Annotated in this window: 15 protein-coding genes; 5 read left to right on the forward strand and 10 right to left on the reverse strand. The window is 70.3% G+C overall.

The features are described 5' to 3' along the window. Nucleotides 1-114: 114 nt before the first annotated feature. The 4 genes from HOV77_RS18635 to HOV77_RS18650 all read right to left on the reverse strand — a co-directional run bounded on the left by HOV77_RS18635 (nucleotide 115) and on the right by HOV77_RS18650 (nucleotide 5,271). The gene (locus HOV77_RS18635) at nucleotides 115-1,281 is read right to left on the reverse strand and encodes a type III PLP-dependent enzyme (protein ID WP_290863687.1); all 1,167 of its coding nucleotides are present in this window, start codon (nucleotides 1,279-1,281) and stop codon (nucleotides 115-117) included. Next, nucleotides 1,268-2,683, reverse strand: coding sequence for an IucA/IucC family protein (locus tag HOV77_RS18640; RefSeq protein ID WP_290863688.1), 1,416 nt, complete (start codon nucleotides 2,681-2,683; stop codon nucleotides 1,268-1,270). Before HOV77_RS18640 ends, HOV77_RS18635 begins: the two co-directional genes overlap by 14 nt. Beyond that, entirely contained in the window at nucleotides 2,683-4,266 is a 1,584-nt protein-coding gene (locus HOV77_RS18645) for an IucA/IucC family protein (RefSeq protein WP_290863689.1), read from the reverse strand. Before HOV77_RS18645 ends, HOV77_RS18640 begins: the two co-directional genes overlap by 1 nt. Nucleotides 4,267-4,533: 267 nt before the next feature. Further along, nucleotides 4,534-5,271 carry a TSUP family transporter gene (locus HOV77_RS18650; RefSeq protein WP_290863756.1) on the reverse strand — a complete coding sequence of 246 codons (738 nt, stop codon included), beginning with the start codon at nucleotides 5,269-5,271 and terminating at the stop codon, nucleotides 4,534-4,536. A gap of 112 nt (nucleotides 5,272-5,383) precedes the next feature. Here HOV77_RS18650 and HOV77_RS18655 point away from each other — a divergent pair, with 112 nt between their 5' ends. Next, nucleotides 5,384-6,166: a hypothetical protein gene (locus tag HOV77_RS18655; RefSeq protein WP_290863690.1), complete on the forward strand. Its 783-nt coding sequence runs from the start codon at nucleotides 5,384-5,386 to the stop codon at nucleotides 6,164-6,166. Nucleotides 6,167-6,330: 164 nt separating this feature from the next. Here HOV77_RS18655 and HOV77_RS18660 read toward each other — a convergent pair whose 3' ends face one another. The 5 genes from HOV77_RS18660 to HOV77_RS18680 form a co-directional block, all read right to left on the reverse strand. Further along, on the reverse strand, nucleotides 6,331-7,527 hold the full coding sequence (locus HOV77_RS18660) for a sporulation protein (RefSeq protein ID WP_290863691.1): 1,197 nt from the start codon (nucleotides 7,525-7,527) through the stop codon (nucleotides 6,331-6,333). Nucleotides 7,528-7,589: 62 nt separating this feature from the next. Next, nucleotides 7,590-8,117: a DUF6886 family protein gene (locus HOV77_RS18665; RefSeq protein WP_290863692.1), complete on the reverse strand. Its 528-nt coding sequence runs from the start codon at nucleotides 8,115-8,117 to the stop codon at nucleotides 7,590-7,592. A gap of 28 nt (nucleotides 8,118-8,145) precedes the next feature. Further along, a complete protein-coding gene (locus tag HOV77_RS18670) occupies nucleotides 8,146-8,952 on the reverse strand; it encodes a methyltransferase domain-containing protein (RefSeq protein WP_290863693.1) in 807 nt (268 codons plus the stop codon). 9 nt (nucleotides 8,953-8,961) lie between these two features. Beyond that, the gene (locus HOV77_RS18675) at nucleotides 8,962-9,588 is read right to left on the reverse strand and encodes a thymidine kinase (RefSeq protein WP_290863757.1); all 627 of its coding nucleotides are present in this window, start codon (nucleotides 9,586-9,588) and stop codon (nucleotides 8,962-8,964) included. 140 nt (nucleotides 9,589-9,728) lie between these two features. Continuing rightward, nucleotides 9,729-11,102, reverse strand: coding sequence for an MFS transporter (locus tag HOV77_RS18680; RefSeq protein WP_290863758.1), 1,374 nt, complete (start codon nucleotides 11,100-11,102; stop codon nucleotides 9,729-9,731). 332 nt (nucleotides 11,103-11,434) lie between these two features. On the opposite strand from HOV77_RS18680, the gene HOV77_RS18685 reads away from it, so the two are divergent. Continuing rightward, nucleotides 11,435-11,671 (forward strand): hypothetical protein, encoded by a 237-nt coding sequence (locus HOV77_RS18685; RefSeq protein WP_290863694.1) that lies wholly within the window; start codon nucleotides 11,435-11,437, stop codon nucleotides 11,669-11,671. Here HOV77_RS18685 and HOV77_RS18690 read toward each other — a convergent pair. Continuing rightward, complete coding sequence (locus tag HOV77_RS18690; RefSeq protein WP_290863695.1) at nucleotides 11,597-12,466, reverse strand: lysophospholipid acyltransferase family protein; 870 nt, start codon at nucleotides 12,464-12,466, stop codon at nucleotides 11,597-11,599. The two genes, HOV77_RS18685 and HOV77_RS18690, sit on opposite strands and share 75 nt — an antisense overlap. A 531-nt stretch (nucleotides 12,467-12,997) precedes the next feature. On the opposite strand from HOV77_RS18690, the gene HOV77_RS18695 reads away from it, so the two are divergent. The 3 genes from HOV77_RS18695 to HOV77_RS18705 all read left to right on the forward strand — a co-directional run bounded on the left by HOV77_RS18695 (nucleotide 12,998) and on the right by HOV77_RS18705 (nucleotide 16,574). Next, nucleotides 12,998-14,428 carry a cytochrome ubiquinol oxidase subunit I gene (locus HOV77_RS18695; protein WP_290863696.1) on the forward strand — a complete coding sequence of 477 codons (1,431 nt, stop codon included), beginning with the start codon at nucleotides 12,998-13,000 and terminating at the stop codon, nucleotides 14,426-14,428. 25 nt (nucleotides 14,429-14,453) lie between these two features. After that, a complete protein-coding gene (gene cydB, locus HOV77_RS18700) occupies nucleotides 14,454-15,521 on the forward strand; it encodes a cytochrome d ubiquinol oxidase subunit II (protein WP_290863697.1) in 1,068 nt (355 codons plus the stop codon). A gap of 150 nt (nucleotides 15,522-15,671) precedes the next feature. After that, nucleotides 15,672-16,574 (forward strand): homogentisate phytyltransferase, encoded by a 903-nt coding sequence (locus tag HOV77_RS18705; RefSeq protein WP_290863698.1) that lies wholly within the window; start codon nucleotides 15,672-15,674, stop codon nucleotides 16,572-16,574. Nucleotides 16,575-16,576 lie beyond the last annotated feature (2 nt).

Raw genomic sequence — 16,576 nt, forward strand, 5'->3', positions numbered from 1 at the left:
GGGTTTAAGCGGGTCTCCGGGGTGGGACTGGGGTGAGACCCGGCACAGTCTAGGGGGTTACCAGAGGGTTGCGCTGTGCTGGGAGACCATCTTGTGATCACCGGTCACCCGCTGTCAGAGCACGATCACATCCGGATGCGGATGGCGGAGGAACTCGTGATGGGAGATGTCCCACCCGTACGCCCCGGTGTTCGCGAAGACGAGCAGGTCACCGACGCGCAGCCGGTCGACGCGTACGCCGCGGGCGAGCACGTCCCGGGGCGTGCACAGCTCCCCGACGGCGTCGACGGCGACCCCGCCGATCTCGGGGCGCTCCCACGGATGCGGCCAGTCGTCGACGCGTACGACGGTGAACGGGTGGCTGTAGCCCCACGCGGCGGGGAGCCGGAAGTGATGGGTGCCGCCGCGGAGCACTGCGAACCACCGCCCGTGGGTCTGCTTGAGGTCGAGCACCTCGGTGGCGTACCAGCCGGAGGGGGCGGCGAGGAAGCGGCCGGGTTCGAAGGCGAGTTCGACGCCGTCCGGCAGATCCAGCGCCGTCCAGTCCAGGGCCGCGAGATCGAAGGCACGATCCGGATCGTCGTAGGAGATGCCGAAGCCGCCGCCGACGTTCACATAGCGGAGCTCGATGCCCAGTTCGGCCGCCGTACGCCGGGACCAGGCGACCGCGTCGGTGGTGAACTCGGCGTACGCGGCGGCGTCGAGGGAGTTGCTGACGGCGTGCAGGTGAAATCCGCACACCGGTACGCCCAGGGAAGCGGCCAACGCGGCCACCGACGCCAGCTGCGTCTCGTCGATGCCGAACGGAGTCGGCGTACCGGTCATGGCATGGGAACCGGCCGGTCCGGCGATTGCCCGGTTGACTCGGAGCGCGACGCGCATCGCCGGGGGGAGTGGGCCGAGGGCGGCCAGCCGTCGCAATTCCAGCGCGCTTTCCACGTGCAGCGTCAGCTCGGTCGTCCGGGCGGCGTCGACGGCGGCCGCCAGTTCGGCCGGGGTCTTGGCCGGTCCGCCGAACGCGAGCCGGCGAGCCGACGCGGACAGAGCCAGCTGAAGTTCGCCGCCGGAAGCGACTTCCAAGCCGTCGGCGGCGGCCGCGAAGGCACCGGCTACCGCGGGATGCCCGTTCGCCTTCATCGCGTAGTACAGCGTCGCTCCCGGCGGCAGCGCAGCGCGTACCGCGGCGACCCGTTCCCGGGCGACGCCGGTGTCGTAGACGTACGCACACACGGGTCGCGCCGCCGCGGCGAGCGCCGAAACCACGCTGTCAGGCAGGCTCATGCAGCGGATTCTCCATCGGGACGTAGATGTCGCCGCGCGCCGGGTCGAGCCGCATCCGAACCAGCGCCTTGTGCGGCACGGTCGGCGCGGTCAGGAACGCGTGGTCGGCCTTGGCCGGGTCCGGCCGCGTGGAGCTGAGGTCGTCGTAGATTTCGTCGACCACGCGGCGGATGGCCGTCCACGCCCCGGGTGGATCGCCGAGGGCGTGCACCACCTCGGACAAGTGCGCCTGGAACGCCGTGTACGCCACCTTCGCGAGCAGCACGGTGTCGTCGTCGGTGCCGACCACCGAGCCTGGCCAGAGCTCGACGGCTACCCCGGCCTTCGCGAGCCGCCCACGGTGGAGCCGCAGCCCGGCCAGGTCGCGCAGGACCAACCGGGACGGCCGCCCGTCGACGAACGTCACGAGGCAGTTCTGCAGATGCGCCTCCAGGCCGACGCCGAACCGGGTGACCATCCCCAGCACCGGGGTCAGCAGCCGGCGGGCGTACTGCTCGGCGAAGGCCGTCGCGGTCAGTCCCGAGCGCGCGAGCAGCAACTTCGCGATCGACTCGCCGGTGATCGGGTCGAGCGCGGCCAACGCGATCGCGGGCACCGGATGTTCGCCGGACGCCATGGGCGGCAACGGCTCGCGCAGGATCGCCGACAGGTCGCGGCCCGAGCCCAGCGTCGACGCCGCCCCGGCCGGCTCGCGCAGCAACACCGCCCGGTCGTCGCACTCGGCCAGCAGCGGTGGCAGCACCGCCGACAGCGCGGGGCCGTTGCGCGTACTGGCGATCGAGATCGTCCGGCGGGTCGAGGTGATCTGCACGTCCAGCGACACCTTCAGGTAGCCGACCGGCGTCCACAGTGTCCGGACTGCGGCGGTCACGCTCGCGGGCAGGCTCGCGTCGAGCACCGGCAGCTGCGGGTATCGCTCGCGTACGACGCCCAGCTGCCACTCGTGCACCGGCTGGGCCCGATGACCGCGCGGTGCGGCCACCCCGAGCCGCTCACCCAGATCGTCTCCGACATGAGCATCAACTGGTACGCCGACGAAGCGAACGGTGGTGCCCGGGCTTTCCAGGTCGTGCGCCTCGGCGTCGGTACGCGTCCAGCCCAGCCGGGTCCGCCCGCACGGGTGCAGATTGTGACCCTCCGTGGCCAGCTGCTCCAGGCGTACCACTTGATCGTCGGAAGCCTGCTTCTCGACCAGCGTGAGCAGGTCCGGAGCGCCCGACGCGCGGGCCTGGTCGTCGGCCTCGGCCCGGCGGCGGTACGCGAGCGCCAGCTTGCCCACGGCGTCGTCGAGCTCGGCCCGCAGCGGCGCGGTCACCTGCTCGGGCTGCAGACCCTCCCGCCGGAGCGCGGCGACGAGCTTGCCCTCGACGGCCGCGGCCGCCCGGTCCTCGAAGTCCGTCATCACACTCCCGCCAGCGGATTGGCAGTGGTCGCCCAGATGTCGGCGACCGGATCGGCGGCCAGCCGCATGGCAGTAGTCGCCTTGATCGGCAGCGTGGTTCCCGCGAGCGCCAGCCGATCGCGCGGATCGGGCGCCTGCTCGGTGAGGTCGGCGGTCAGCCGCCAGAGCGTCCGGGGATCCGCGCCGTGCCGGTGCTCGAGGGTGTACGCGATCTGCGTGAGCACGACGGCGAACAGGGTCGCGAACGGCTTCGCCTGCAGTTCGCCGAGATCGTCGGTGAGCAGGCTGCCCCGCACGTCGGGCAGGTCCACCCCGGCCTGACGCAGCCGATCCGGATGCAGGTGGATGCCGCCGACGTCCCGGTAGCCCGCCTCGGCGGGCCTGCCGTACGCGAGCCGGAGCAGTAGATTCTGCCCGTGCGCCTCCAACCCCGCGCCCCGGGCCAGCAGCGTCAGGATCGGCGGGACGAGGGTCGTCGTCAGATCCCGCCAGAACGCCACCGGATGACCGCCGTAGCCGATCCGCAGGATCTGGTCGAGCACGGCCGGCTGCGGGACGGAGGCCAGCGGCGTCCAGACGTCACCGGCCTGCGGGGTCGGCGCGCGCCGGACGGCGTACGCGAGCATGGGATGCGGTACGCCGTCGACCAGCACCGCACCGGCCGCCACCTCGGGCAGGATGCGGATCGGCAGATCGGCCGCCAACCGGCTCAACAGGTCGCTCACCCGGGGTCCGTTGTGGACGGCGGCGGGGGAGACCTGGCGTACGGCGCTGGTCATCTGCACACCGAGGGCCGTCTTGTAGTGCCGCGTCGGGTCCTTCGCTGTGGCGAGCGTACGCAGGGACATCAGCGGCCGGGCGGTCACCCGGTCGACCGGCTTCCCCCCGATCCGTCGAAGGTCGTCGCCGTAGTGCGCCGCTTGCCACGGATGGAGCACCAATCGCGGGGGCGCGCCCGCTCCCGTGGTGAACCATCGGCTCGGCGGCACCGACCAGACCTCCAACTCCACCTGCCGCCGGTGCTCCGGGGCGTACGCGAGGACGTCGGCGGTCGACAGCCCCATCCGGGTGCGGCAGCACGGATGCAGCGGGTGCCCGTCGACGACCGACTGCTCCATCGCGACTAGACCGTTCGGGTCGCCTTGCAGCTCCGTCAGGTCCACCTCGGCGCTCGCCGCTCTCGCCAGGGCCAGGTTCGCGACGCTGTTGCTCAGCTCCCGCTGGAGGCCTTCGGTCGCCGGGTTCACCGCGTCGAGCAGCTCGGCCGGATCGGTGTACGCCTCCGTCGTCCCGTTCACCTGCACGCGGATGCGGAGGTCTTCGGTGGCTTCGGCGTACTGGTCGAGGGCGGGGCCGATCGCCATCCGCCCGTCGGACAGCGTCACCAGCGCGTCGCTGCCGACCGTCCGCACATGTGCCACACCGGGAATCGGCTCCCGCCGGACGGCCGTCCACAGTCGACGTAAGACGGCCGCTCGGGCCTTCGGCAGCTCCTCGTCGAACCGGTCCACCAGATCGGGCCGGCTGGCCTGTAGCGCTCGGCGGGTCTGCTCGGCATCCGGTTCGCCCTCGGAGTCAGTCACGATCACATTGTCATACACCTAGAGTCCTAGGATGCCGTACGCGGTGTGACTGTCCCACGGGTTACGTTTTACGGCGCCTTCGGCGCCTTTTACAGAAGGAGCGCCTTCGGCGCACCGACTACCAACCCCGCCCAGCCCGCCCTTTCCGCGCGATCATGAACTATCGGGCGTGATCAGCCGGTGTGTCGTGGCCGGGGGAGCCTGATCGTTCCCGCGAAGGCCTGATCAACTGCGCATGGCGTTCGATCGCCGTGGCGCAGGGGAGGGTCAGTGGAACTGGTCCCAGCCGAGTCGCGCGACGAGGGCGAGGACGACGACGAGCAGCACGATGCGGATGAACTTCGCGCCGCGCTTGAGGGCCAGCCGTGCGCCGAGCTGGGCTCCGGCGATGTTGCATACGGCGAGAATCGCGCCGAGAAGCCAGTCGACGTGGCCGAATACTCCGAAGACGGCGAGCGCGCCGAGGTTGGTGCCGGTGTTGAGGATCTTCGCCATGGCGCTGCCGTGGACGAAGTCGGCTCCGATGACGCTGGTGAAGGCGAGGACGAGGAAGGTGCCGGTGCCGGGCCCGATCGCGCCGTCGTAGAAGGCGATGGCTCCTCCGCCGAGGGCGATCATCGTGGCGATGCGTGCGGGGGTGCGTTTGGCGGGGTCGGCGGCGAGTCCGAGGCTGGGGCGGAAGGTGACGAAGAGGGCTACCGCGACGAGGACGGCGAGGATGACGGGCCGGTACGCGGTGGCGGGGACGCTGCCGGCGAGCAGGGCGCCGAGGCCGGAGCTGAGTACGGCGAAGGCGGCGGCGGGTCCGGCGACTTTCCAGTCGATGGTGGTGTGGCGGGCGTACGTGTAGGCGGCGGAGGAGGTGCCGGCGATCGCGGTGAGTTTGTTGGTGCCGAGGATGGTGGGCAGGGGCAGGCCGGAGGAGAGCAGCATGGCGGGGAGGACGATGAGGCCGCCTCCGCCGACGATGGCGTCGACGGCTCCGCCGGTGGCTGCGGCGATCATGAGTACGGGGAGTCCGGCGAGGTCCACGGGTGCGGATTGTGGCCGTTCGGGGTTGGGCCGGGCCAGTTCGTGTGATGAGTGGCACTGGCTTGGGGGCCTTACTGTGTCGGCCATGTCGATGCGTACGCCGGGGGAGCCCCGTCGGGCGGGGTTGCGGTGGTTGTGGCGCCTGGCGCCCGTGGCGGCGCTGTTTGCCACGATGGCGGTGGTGCTGTCGTTGCCGTTTGCCGCGGTCGCCCTGGTTATGCCGGCCGCGCTCGGCCTGTTGGTCGTTTCGCTCGTGGGAATGTTCGGCGGTGGCCACCGTCCGGCGTCATTCGTGGTGTCGGGACGGGAGTTCGTCGCTCCGGCGCGGTGGTGGGTGCCGGCGCTGGCGACGGGGTGGGTGGTTTTCGCGTCCGCGCAGGTGGGACGGATTCTGCGGCCGCGGCGTGGCGGTGCTTGGGCGGATCGGCTCTACCTCGAGGATGTCGTCTTTCTGGGCTTCCTCGCCGTGTGTTTGGTGCTTCTGGTGGTGTTGGCGTCGCGGCGGCGGTCGGTGGCCTTGAGGCCGGAGGGTGTTGTCCGGTGGGCGCCGACGGGCCGGGTGGTGATCCCGTGGGAGGCGGTGGGGCAGGGGCGCGGGGTTGTCGTGAACCATTATCTGGCGCGGTGGCTGCATCTGGCGGTCGTGCCGGGTGGTGCGCGGCGGCGGGGACTTGTGCCGTTCATCGATGAGCTGCCGCTGCAGGAGCTGGATGTGGATGGCCGGTTCTTGGCGGACGCGATCGAGTTCTACGTACGCCATCCGGAGCGGCGGGCGGCGATCGGGTCGGCGGAGGAGCATCGGCGGTTGTTCGCCGACCTGGCCGAGTGGTATGCCGCGAATCGTCCGGTTGCGCCGCCGGTGGGGTGATCAGCGGCGGGGGCCGTTGCCGCTCTTGCGGCGTAGTTCGGCGAAGTACATGCCGGCTGCTCCCACGGCGATGAAGAAGAGCGCGAAGCAGACGACGGCCTTGAACATGGCCGTCAGCCTAGCTCCGCGCTCTGCCGGGTGACCAGGGTGGGTCGTCGGTGGGGTCAGAAGTCCCCGCCGAAGTCGCCGCCTCCGAAGTCTCCGCCGTCGAATCCGCCGGAGTCGTAGCCGCCACCGTCGTAGCCGGCGTCTGCGTACCCGGAGTCGTAGCCCGTGTCGGTGTAGCCGCTGTCGGCTCCGGCGTCGGCTCCCGGGTCGCCGGAGTCGTAGTAGTTCTGGGTGACGTTCTCGGTGACGTCGACGTCGGGAGTCAGCATGTCGCCGATGACCATGCCGCCGAGGAAGCCGAGGGCCGCTCCGCCCGCGCCGGCGGCGAGCATGCCGCCCATGCCGGGGCCGCGTCGGTAGCCGCCGTCGTAGCCGCGGTCATAGCCTCGGTCGTAGCCGCCGCCCCGGTAACCCGGGTTGCCTTGGCCGGCTCCGGCGTATCCGGGGCCGCCCGGCCGGTAGCCGGGTTGCTGGTAGCCGGGTTGAGCGGGCTGCATGAACGCGCCTTGCGGGGCGGCCTGCTGGGGCAGGCGGGCGAGGGCTTCGCGGACCCAGCCGCCGATGATCTCGGTGATGTCGCCGCTCGCGTCGGTGTGGGCGAGGGTGTGGTGGGTGGCGGGGCTGCCCCAGCCGGCTTCGATCGCGATGTCGAGGGCGTGCGCGTTGGCGACGAAGTTCAGGCTGAGCTGGGGCAGGTGCGCGCCGGGCTGGCGGGCGTCGGCCGGGGCGTAGAAGGCTACGCGCTGGACGACCGGGGCGGGGAGGCCGACTTGCTGGCCGGGGCGCAGGTCGGCGCGGATGAACCGGCAGCCGAGGTTGCCGAGGGCGTCGAGCAGGTGGTTGTGGACCGGCAGCGGCGCGATGGTGAGCGGGTCGAGGTCGGTCTTGCCGGAGCCGCTGCGGACGTCGACCTGGGTGTGTACGCCGAGGGTGATGCCGGGCAGGGGCTGGCCGTAGATGGTCGTGATCGGGGTTTCCCACGGGGTCTGCGTGTTGAGCGGGATCGCGTGGGTGGCTCCGGCGGGCAGGGTGAAGCGCCCGGCGGCGATGATTCGGGCGACTTCGAAGGTCGCGCCGCCGGACTGGGCGACGAGGATGAGGGTGATGCCTTCGATCTCGGTGTCGGAGCCGCCGCCTTTGAGGTGGATCTGGCCCTGGAGGGGGCCGCCCGGGGTGGCGGTGGGGGTGGACAGCACGGTGTCGACGGTGGGTCCGCCGATGCCGAGGCTGCCCAGGAGTTTCTTGAAGACCATCTGCCCATGATGGCTGGTGGGCGCAAGTTTTGCCGGTGGGGCACGCGGTTTTCAGGGAAGTCTCAGGGGCGCGGGCGGGCGTTGCGCAGCCGGATGCCGCTGAAGCCGAGGGTGCTGGCGGTCACCTGGTCCCACCAGGGCCACAGGTCGGTGGTCAGGCGGAGGTCGATGGCGGCGTCGCGGTGGGCGGTGAGGAGGTCGCCGACGGGTTCGGCGGGTCCGAGGGGTTCGACGGTGGTGGTCGCCACGTGTGCGTGGCCGTCGTCGAGGGGGTGGAACGGTGCGGCCGGCAAGCGGTAGGCGTACAGGGTGGTGGTTTGGAGCGGGGGGAGCCAGTCGTATTCGATGACGTGGACTCGGGTGGTGGCGGGGCCGAGGAGGCGTACGGCGTCGGCGGGGTCGGTTTCGGGGGTGGTCCAGGCCATGGCGCGGGGGCATTGGCGGGGGAACCAGTAGGACGGGCTGTGGTGGGCGTCGACGGCCCACACGTATGCGGTGGTCTCGTGGGCGGTGGGGGCGACGTGCGGGTGGAAGACGGTGAGCGTCGGGTCTTCGGAGAAGTGCAGCAGTTCGCCGAGTCCGGGGCGCATCCCGGTGACGGTACGCGCCCCGGTCTGCTCAGGCGACGGGTTTCACGGCGACGACGTGGAACAGGCGTGCGGTGAGTTTGTAGGGCAGCCGGTCGGCGAGGGCGATCTCGAGGCGTTCGAGTTCGGCGTAGAAGCTCGCGTCGTATTTGCGTTCGTCGTCGGCCATGTAGTCGCAGACGCTGCGGATGCCGTAGTGGCCGTCGACGCGGGCGCCGAGTTTGGACAGGACGGCGATGACTTCGTCGGCGGTGCGGGGGGTCATGGGGGCCCCGAAGGTGCGGGTCATGCGTACCGGGGAGTTGAGGGCTTCGAGGGCGGCGGACGGGTCTTGTTCGCGGACGGCGACGCGGAGGGGTTCGCTGTGGGCGTTGTTGGCGATGACCGACAGGACGCCGCCGGGGCGTAGCACGTCGAGGCAGGTACGCAGGGTGGCTTCGACGTCGGTGACGTAGGGCAGCAGGTTGTGGCAGAGCACGAGGTCGTGTTCGAGGCCGGCGAGCAGTTCGGGCAGCCGGGCGACGTCGGATTCGACGATGGTCATGCGGTCGGCGACGCCGGCTTTGCGGGCGATCTCGGCGGCGGCGGCGAGCATCTGCGCGGAGTAGTCGACGAGCGTCACTTTGTGACCGGCGGTGGCGAGGCGGACGGCTTCGACTCCGTTGCCGCCGGCGACGTCGAGGACGTGCCCGGGTGCGCCGCCGGGGAGGGCTTCGTCGAGGTGGCGGCCGAGGTTGTTCGCGGCGATGGCGTACCGCAGTCTTCCCCAGGGAGCGTCCTGCCATTGCCGCCAGGCCGATATGGCTTCGTCGAAGGTACCGCTGCTTACTCGTCCCATAGGGTGACGCTACTCAGCCGAGCCGTCGTGCGCCAGAGCGGTGTCCGTGGTGCCCAGTTCACCGGTGCGGTAATGGCGGCGGCACAGGACTTGGTACCGCACATCGGCTTCGGTTGTGCCGGTGTCGCCGATGACGACCTGTTCGCCTTCGCGGGCCACCGCGCCGCTGACGACCCGGGCGTTGAGCAGGCCGGGCCGGCCGCACCAGCAGAGGACTTCGACTTGGAGGCGGTGGACGCTGTCGGCGAGCTCGAACAGCCGCCGGGCGGCCGGGAACAGTTGCGAGCGGAAGTCGGTGGCCAGGCCGAAGGCGTACACGTCGACGTCGTAGGTGTCGACGAGGTCGGCGAGCTGCTCGATCTGCTGCTCGGTGTAGAAGCAGGCCTCGTCGCAGATGAGGTAGTCGACGGCGGCTCCGGCGGCCCAGCGTTGCCGGACGAGCAGGACGAGGTCGAGGTCGTCGGTCACCTCGACGGCGTCGTGGGACAGCCCGATGCGGGTGGTGACGCGGGGGCTCATCGACCGGTCGTTGCGGGTCAGGACGATGCCGCGGCGGCCCTGCCGGGAGTGGTTGTAGTCCATCTGCAGGGCCAGTGTGGACTTTCCGCAGTCCATGGGGCCCCAGAAGAACTTCAGCGAGGCCCCGTCGCGTAGTCGGCCGTCGCCCGCCGCATGGCAGGACGCCCCGTGTCCGGTGTGATCCACGGGCGGCAGCCTAGTAAACCCTGGCCGCCGTGTGCACGCCACCCGGGGTGCACACGGCGTACCACATGATGTTAGAGAAGCTTGGGCGGCGTGTTGCCGGCGGCGGCGATCGCGCGCCGCATGGGCACGGCGAGCAGAGCGGCGAAGCCGAAGATGAAGAAGGCGATGAGTGAGACGATCGCGAACCGGTAGCTGCCGGTCTGGTCGAAGGCGAAACCGAACAGCAGTGGACCGAGCCAGCTGGTGCCCTTGTCGGAGATCTCGTAGAGGCCGAAGTATTCGCCTTCGCGGCCCTTGGGGATGAGCTGGGAGAACAGCGACCGGGACAGGGCCTGGCTGCCGCCGAGGACCAGGCCGATCGCGGCGGCGAGCGCGACGAACGGCAGCACTTGGCCTTCGGGGAGGAAGTACGCGGCGATGACGATGACCGACCAGACGGCGAGGCTGCCGAGGACGGTCTTCCACGCGCCGACCTTCTTGGCGAGCCAGCCGAGCAGCAGCGCGCCGCCGAACGCCATGAACTGCACCATGAGGATGACGGGCATGGTGACGGTGATGTCGAAGCCGAGTTCCTCGGAGGCGTAGGTGCCGGCGAGGCCGATGACGGTCTGGATGCCGTCGTTGTAGACGAGGAACGCGATGAGGAAGAACAACGTCAGCGGGTACGCCTTGAGGCTGCGCAGGGTGTGCCACAGCTGGCGGAAGCCGTCGGCGAGGACGTTGCCGCGGCGCTCGCCGCCGGACGCGGGCCGGTCGCGCAGCCACAGCAGCGGCAGTGTGGTGAACACGGCCCACCACACTCCGGCGGAGACCAGCGACCAGCGGGCGACTTCGGCCTTGGCGTGGTCGTCGGTGCCGAACACGACGACGGCGACGACGTTGAGCAGGAACAGCAGTCCGCCGCCGAGGTAGCCGAACGCCCAGCCGCGGCTGGACACCGCGTCGCGGTCGTTCTCGTCGGCGAGCTGCGGCAGGAACGAGTTGTTGACCACGACGCTCGCGCCGAACGCGACGTTGGCGAGGAGGAACAGGGCCGCGCCGAGGGCGTACCGCTCGCCGGTGAGGAACACCAGCCCGATGGTGGCGAACGCGCCGATGTACGCGAACAGGCCCAGCAGGCGGCGTTTGCGGCTCGACCGGTCGGCCATCGCGCCCGCCACCGGCAGCACGAGCACCTGCAACGCCACCGACAGCGAGGTGGCGTACGGGAACAGCGACCCGGCCTTGAAGGTCAGGCCGAGCAGGTGCACGTTGCCGGCCGGGTCGGCGCCCGCCTTGGCGATCGCCGTCAGGTACGGCCCGAGGAAGGCGGTGACGACGGTCGTGGAGAACGCCGAGTTGGCCCAGTCGTAGAAGTACCAGCCGAGGCGCTCCCGCGGCGTGGACAAGGCGGCGGCCCCCGCTTGGGGCGGCGCTTCTGCGGTCATAGCGGCAGATGATGCCAGTACCGGGTGCCGGCCGCGATCATCCGGGTGGCCGGTGTCTGCGTTTCGCTTTTTCGCCCGTTTCTTTCGGCTGCCTCCCGGCTGTCGGACGGGCCGCGTCCGCCGACGGCGCTTTGTAGACGGCGGTCTTGCTGGCGGGTATCCGACGTTCTACCGAGGGTAGGCCTGCCGGTTGCCGGATGCCTCTAGTCAATCCGTACGTCGTCAGTGACAATGTCCGAACGATCGTCAATCTAATAGACAGGCTGATCGTCAAATTTAATAGGCAGGCCTCGAAGGGGAGGGACGCGCCGGCGGCACCGGTCCGCCCCGGCGGCGCGGAGGGTGGGGAGGTGTTCGCGTTGGCTGCCGAAGGTGGCTCCGACGACTGGGTGGTACGCCTGGCCCCGGATCAGGTGGCTCTGCTGGAGCGGCTCGCCGAAGGGCAGACCATCGCCGCGGCCGCGGCCGCCGAGTGGATGTCGCTGCGGACCGCCAACCGCCGCGTCGCCGAACTACGGACGCTGCTGGGACTGGCCAGCACCCGGGAGGTCGTCGCCGCGTACATCAAGCACCGCCGGCGTACGTGAGTCCGGGGTGAACGACCGGCGCGTCTCGCTGCGCCGGGTGGGATCGGCGTACGCGGGCCTCATCGGTTCGTCCGCGCGCAGCGGTTTCAGCTCGGCGTGCAACGCCGCGATGATGCGATCGGTGGCGCGCTGCACGTCGCCGCGTACGCCGGCGTCCAGATCGGACAGATCCACCGGGGTGCCGAAGTGGACCTTCACCGTCGGCCGTCTCGTGATGTCCCGCCACACGGCGCGGGCGAGGTTGGCCGGGATGTCGGCGTACGGGAGGACCTCGTGCGAGCCCCACTGGGCGACCGGCACGACGGTGACCCGGGTCGCCAGGGCCAGCCGGGCCATGCCGCTGCGGCCGCGCTCGGGCCACAGCCCCGGGTCGAGGGTGATCCGCCCCTCCGGATAGCCGGCCACGACACTGCCCTGGGCGAGCGCCGCGACGGCGTCGTCGACAGCGGCCGAGGCGAGCGCCTCGTCGGCCGACACGCGGGTGCGGTTGACCCGGATGTGCCCGCTGGCCTTCATCGCCGCGCCGGCGATCGGGGCGCGGAACAGCCCGCCGGTCGCCATGATCCGCGGCCGGATGCCGCGCTTGCGGGTGGCCGCCGACAAGGCGATCGGGTCGAACGTGCCGATGTGGTTCACCGCGAGGATCAGCGGCCCGTCACGCAGCCCCTCGGGCACGTCGCCGGTCACCTCGAGCCGGGCCAGCAGGCCGGTCACGATCCGGGCGAGCAGCTGCAGCACGCGCCAGATCAGAGGCGCGCGCCAACGGGGACCAGTCGGTGTCGGTGTCGTGCTCATCGCGGGACGATCGTGGCACACCTCCGGCTTGCGCGGTGTCACCGGGGCGTCTCGCCGTCCGCCTGCACGCTTTCCGCTCGCGCTTCGCCTCGCGCTTCGCCTCGCGCGCGGCCCGGAAAGGCGCGTGGACACGTCCGGAGATCACCTGGTGGTACGCCACAGACGTCTCCGCGGCCGGGAGAGGTCGATGGCGCACCACCGAGCGCGAGGTCCCCCGAGTCCGCGTCCGGGACAAGACAGCGGAACGACTGATGCCCGTTGAGTGAGGGAGATTGCAGCCGCGATAGCTTCAGGCTATCGACCCATGGCGGGCGGCTGTGGCCGCGGCCTGCGCAAACGCCATTTCCGGTGCGTACGGAGCAGCGAAAGAGCCCGGGAACCGGCCGCCAGCAGGGGATCGGGCCCGGCGGCCATCGAATCCGGTCATACCGGCCGAGCGGGCCTACTGCGGAGTTGGGTCACATTTGCCCGCCAAGCCCCCTGGGCCGGTCGTATGGTCACGGCAGGAGCAATCGGGTGGAGGGACGACGAATGGACGCGCTCGAGTGGGCCCGGTGGCAGTTCGGCATCACCACCGTCTACCACTTCCTGTTCGTGCCGATCACGATCGGGCTGGCATTCCTGGTGGCCGGTTTCCAGACCGCCTGGGTACGCGCAGAGAAACGCGGCGACCCGTACGCCGTGCGCTGGCTGAAGCTGACGAAGTTCTACGGCAAGCTGTTCTTGATCAACTTCGCGATGGGCGTCGTCACCGGCATCGTGCAGGAGTTCCAGTTCGGCATGAACTGGTCGGCGTACTCGCGGTTCGTCGGCGACATCTTCGGCGCGCCGCTGGCGATCGAGGCGCTGCTGGCGTTCTTCCTCGAGTCCACCTTCCTCGGACTGTGGATCTTCGGCTGGGACAAGCTGCCCCGCAAGATCCACCTCGCGTGCATCTGGATCGCCGCGTTCGGCACCGCGCTGTCGGCGTACTTCATCCTGGCCGCGAACTCGTTCATGCAGAACCCGGTCGGCTTCAAGCTCAACCCCGACACCGGGCGGGCCGAGCTGACCGACTTCGGCGCGGTCCTGACGAACAAGGTCACCCTGGTCACCTTCCCGCATACCCTCGCGGGCTGCTTCCTCACCGGCGGCGCGCTGGTCGCCGGGGTGGCGTTGTGGCACGTCATGCGCGACAAGCCGGGCACCGACGCCGACAAGAGGGCGTACCGCAGCGCTTTGAAGGTCGGCGGCTGGACGGCGCTGGTGGCGACCGCGGCCCTGTTCATCACGGGCGACACCCAGGGCAAGATCATGACCGAGGTGCAGCCGATGAAGATGGCGGCGGCCGAGGCCTTGTACGAGACGCAGCAGCCCGCGCCGTTCTCGCTGTTCACCATCGGGACGCTCGACGGCAGCGAGCCGATCTACTCGATCGAGATCCCGGGCCTGCTGTCGTTCCTCGGCACCGGCAGCTTCGACGGGCAGGTCCAGGGCATCAACGACCTGCAGGCCGAGTACGAGCAGAAGTACGGGCCGGGCAGCTACACGCCGATCATCCCGGTGACCTACTGGACGTTCCGCCTCATGATCACCTTCGGGGCGCTGGCCGGGCTGGTGGCGCTCTGGGCGCTGTGGGCGACCCGGCGGGGGCGTACGCCCAAGACGAAGTGGCTGCGCTGGGCCGGGCTCAGCCTGCCGCTGCTGCCGCTCGCCGCGAACTCGGTCGGCTGGATCTTCACCGAGATGGGCCGCCAGCCGTGGATCGTGTTCAGCCAGCTCAAGACCGCTCAGGGCGTGTCGCCGTCGGTCGGCACCAGTGAGGTGATCACGTCGCTGACCGTGTTCACCCTGCTCTACGGCGTACTCGCGGTCGTCGAGATCGGGCTGCTGCTGAAGTACGCCAAGGCCGGCGTACCGGACGTGACGCCGCCACCGGAGAAACCGGAGCAGACCGACCAGCCCCTCGCCTTCGCCTACTGAGCCGAAGCCATCGCGGAGAGAAGACATGGAACTGACCACCGTCTGGTTCATCCTCATCGCCATCCTGTGGACCGGCTACTTCGTCCTGGAAGGCTTCGACTTCGGCGTCGGCATGCTGCTGCCCGTCCTCGGGCGGGCGCACGGCGACAAGGCTCTGGCCGAACGCCGCCGCCGCGTGCTGATCAACACCATCGGCCCGATCTGGGACGGCAACGAGGTCTGGGTCATCACCGCCGGCGGCGCGACCTTCGCCGCGTTCCCCGAGTGGTACGCGACCATGTTCAGCGCGTTCTACCTGCCGCTGCTGCTCATCCTGGTGGCGCTGATCGTGCGCGGCGTCGCGTTCGAGTACCGGGGCACCCGCGACGATCCGAAGTGGCGCAGGCGTTGGGACGCGTGCATCGTGATCGGCTCCGCCGTCCCCGCCTTCCTGTGGGGCGTCGCCTTCGGCAACATCGTGCACGGGCTCAAGATCCGCCCCCAGCCGCTGCCCAACGGCCCGCTGGAGTACGTCGGCTCGTTCTGGGACCTGCTCAACCCGTACTCGGTGCTCGCCGGGGCGACCACGCTGCTGCTCTTCCTCACTCACGGCGCGATCTTCCTGACCCTCAAGACCAGCGGCGACGTCCGCGATCACGCCCGCTCGGTCGCGTCGAAGGTCGGCCTGCTGGCCGCGGTGCTCGCGGTGGCCTTCTTCGCGTTCACCTTCAGCTACCGGGCCACAGCCGCGTCGATCGTGCTGTCCGTGGCGGCCGTCGCGGCTTTCGCCGCCTCACTGCTGCTCATACGGGTACGCCGAGGGCAGCGACCGGGGACCCGTAAAGAGGGCTGGGCGTTCGCCGGGACGGCCGCGTGCATCGCGTTGACGGTGATTTCGCTGTTCGTGGCCCTGTGGCCGAACGTGTTCCCGTCGTCGCTGCTGCCGGAGTGGAGCCTGACCGCGCAGAACGCCTCGTCCACTCCGTACACGCTGAAGATCATGACCTGGGTGGCGGTCGTGTTCACCCCGCTGGTCCTGCTCTACCAGGGCTGGACCTACTGGGTGTTCCGCAAGCGGATCGGCGTCGAGCACATCCCCGACGGTGCGCACTGACCGGTCATTCTCCTACTCAGTCGCTTTGTCGCGCGGAACTCAGTCATCGCATCCCGGAAGACTCAGGTACCGCATCGGAGGGATGAAAATGTCGCACCACCGGCACGCCACCGGTGGTGCGACATCGTTGATCACGGCATAGTCGGCCGTATGAGGACCACCGCGACGGGTCTGCGCATCTTGTGGGCGTTCTCGCGCCCGCACACGATCATCGGCACCGTCCTGGCGGTCTGCGCGCTCTACGTGCTGGCCACCCACGCCGCCCAGCGGCAGGACCCCGCCTTGTGGGCGCTGGTGCTGGCGGCCAGCGTCGCCGTCAACGTCTACGTCGTCGGGCTGAACCAGCTCACCGACGTCGAGATCGACCGGATCAGCAAGCCCTACCTGCCCCTGGCCGCCGGTACGCTGCGCCGCGGCGTCGCGGTCGCGATCGTCGTCGTGTCCGGCGCCGGGGCGTTGCTGCTGGCCGGGCTGCAAGGCCGCTACCTGTTCACCGCGATCGCCGTCATCGCCGCGATCGGCACCGGCTACTCGGTGCCGCCGATGCGGCTCAAACGCTTCCCGCTGCCCGCCGCCGCCTGCATCATCGCCGCGCGGGCCGTCGTGGCCAACCTCGGCGTCTACCTCGCCTACTCGGCCGCCCTGACCGGCCGGGCGCAGCTGCCCGCGTACGTGCTGCTCATGGTGGGTTTCATGGCCGGATTCGCGGCCGTCATCGCGCTCATGAAGGACATCCCGGACGTCGAAGGCGACCGCCGTCATCAGGTCTCGACGCTGGTGCTCACCATCGGCCCGCGTCGCACCCTGCGCCTGTGCCAGGCGATCCTCACCGCCGGGTACGCCGCTGTCATCGCCGCCGGGCTGGCCGGCGTCCCGGACGTCAACGGCGTCGTGCTCGTCGCCACCCACGCCGTGGCGCTGGCCGTGATGTGGCTGACCGGCCTACGCGTGGACGGCGCCGACACCGACGCCGTCCGCCACTACTACATGCTGATCTGGAAGCTGTTCTACCTCGAGTTCGTGGCCTTCCCACTGGCCGTCCTGCTGGCCTGACC

The sequence above is a fragment of the Hamadaea sp. genome (genome assembly GCF_013362815.1).
Lineage (GTDB): Bacteria > Actinomycetota > Actinomycetes > Mycobacteriales > Micromonosporaceae > Hamadaea.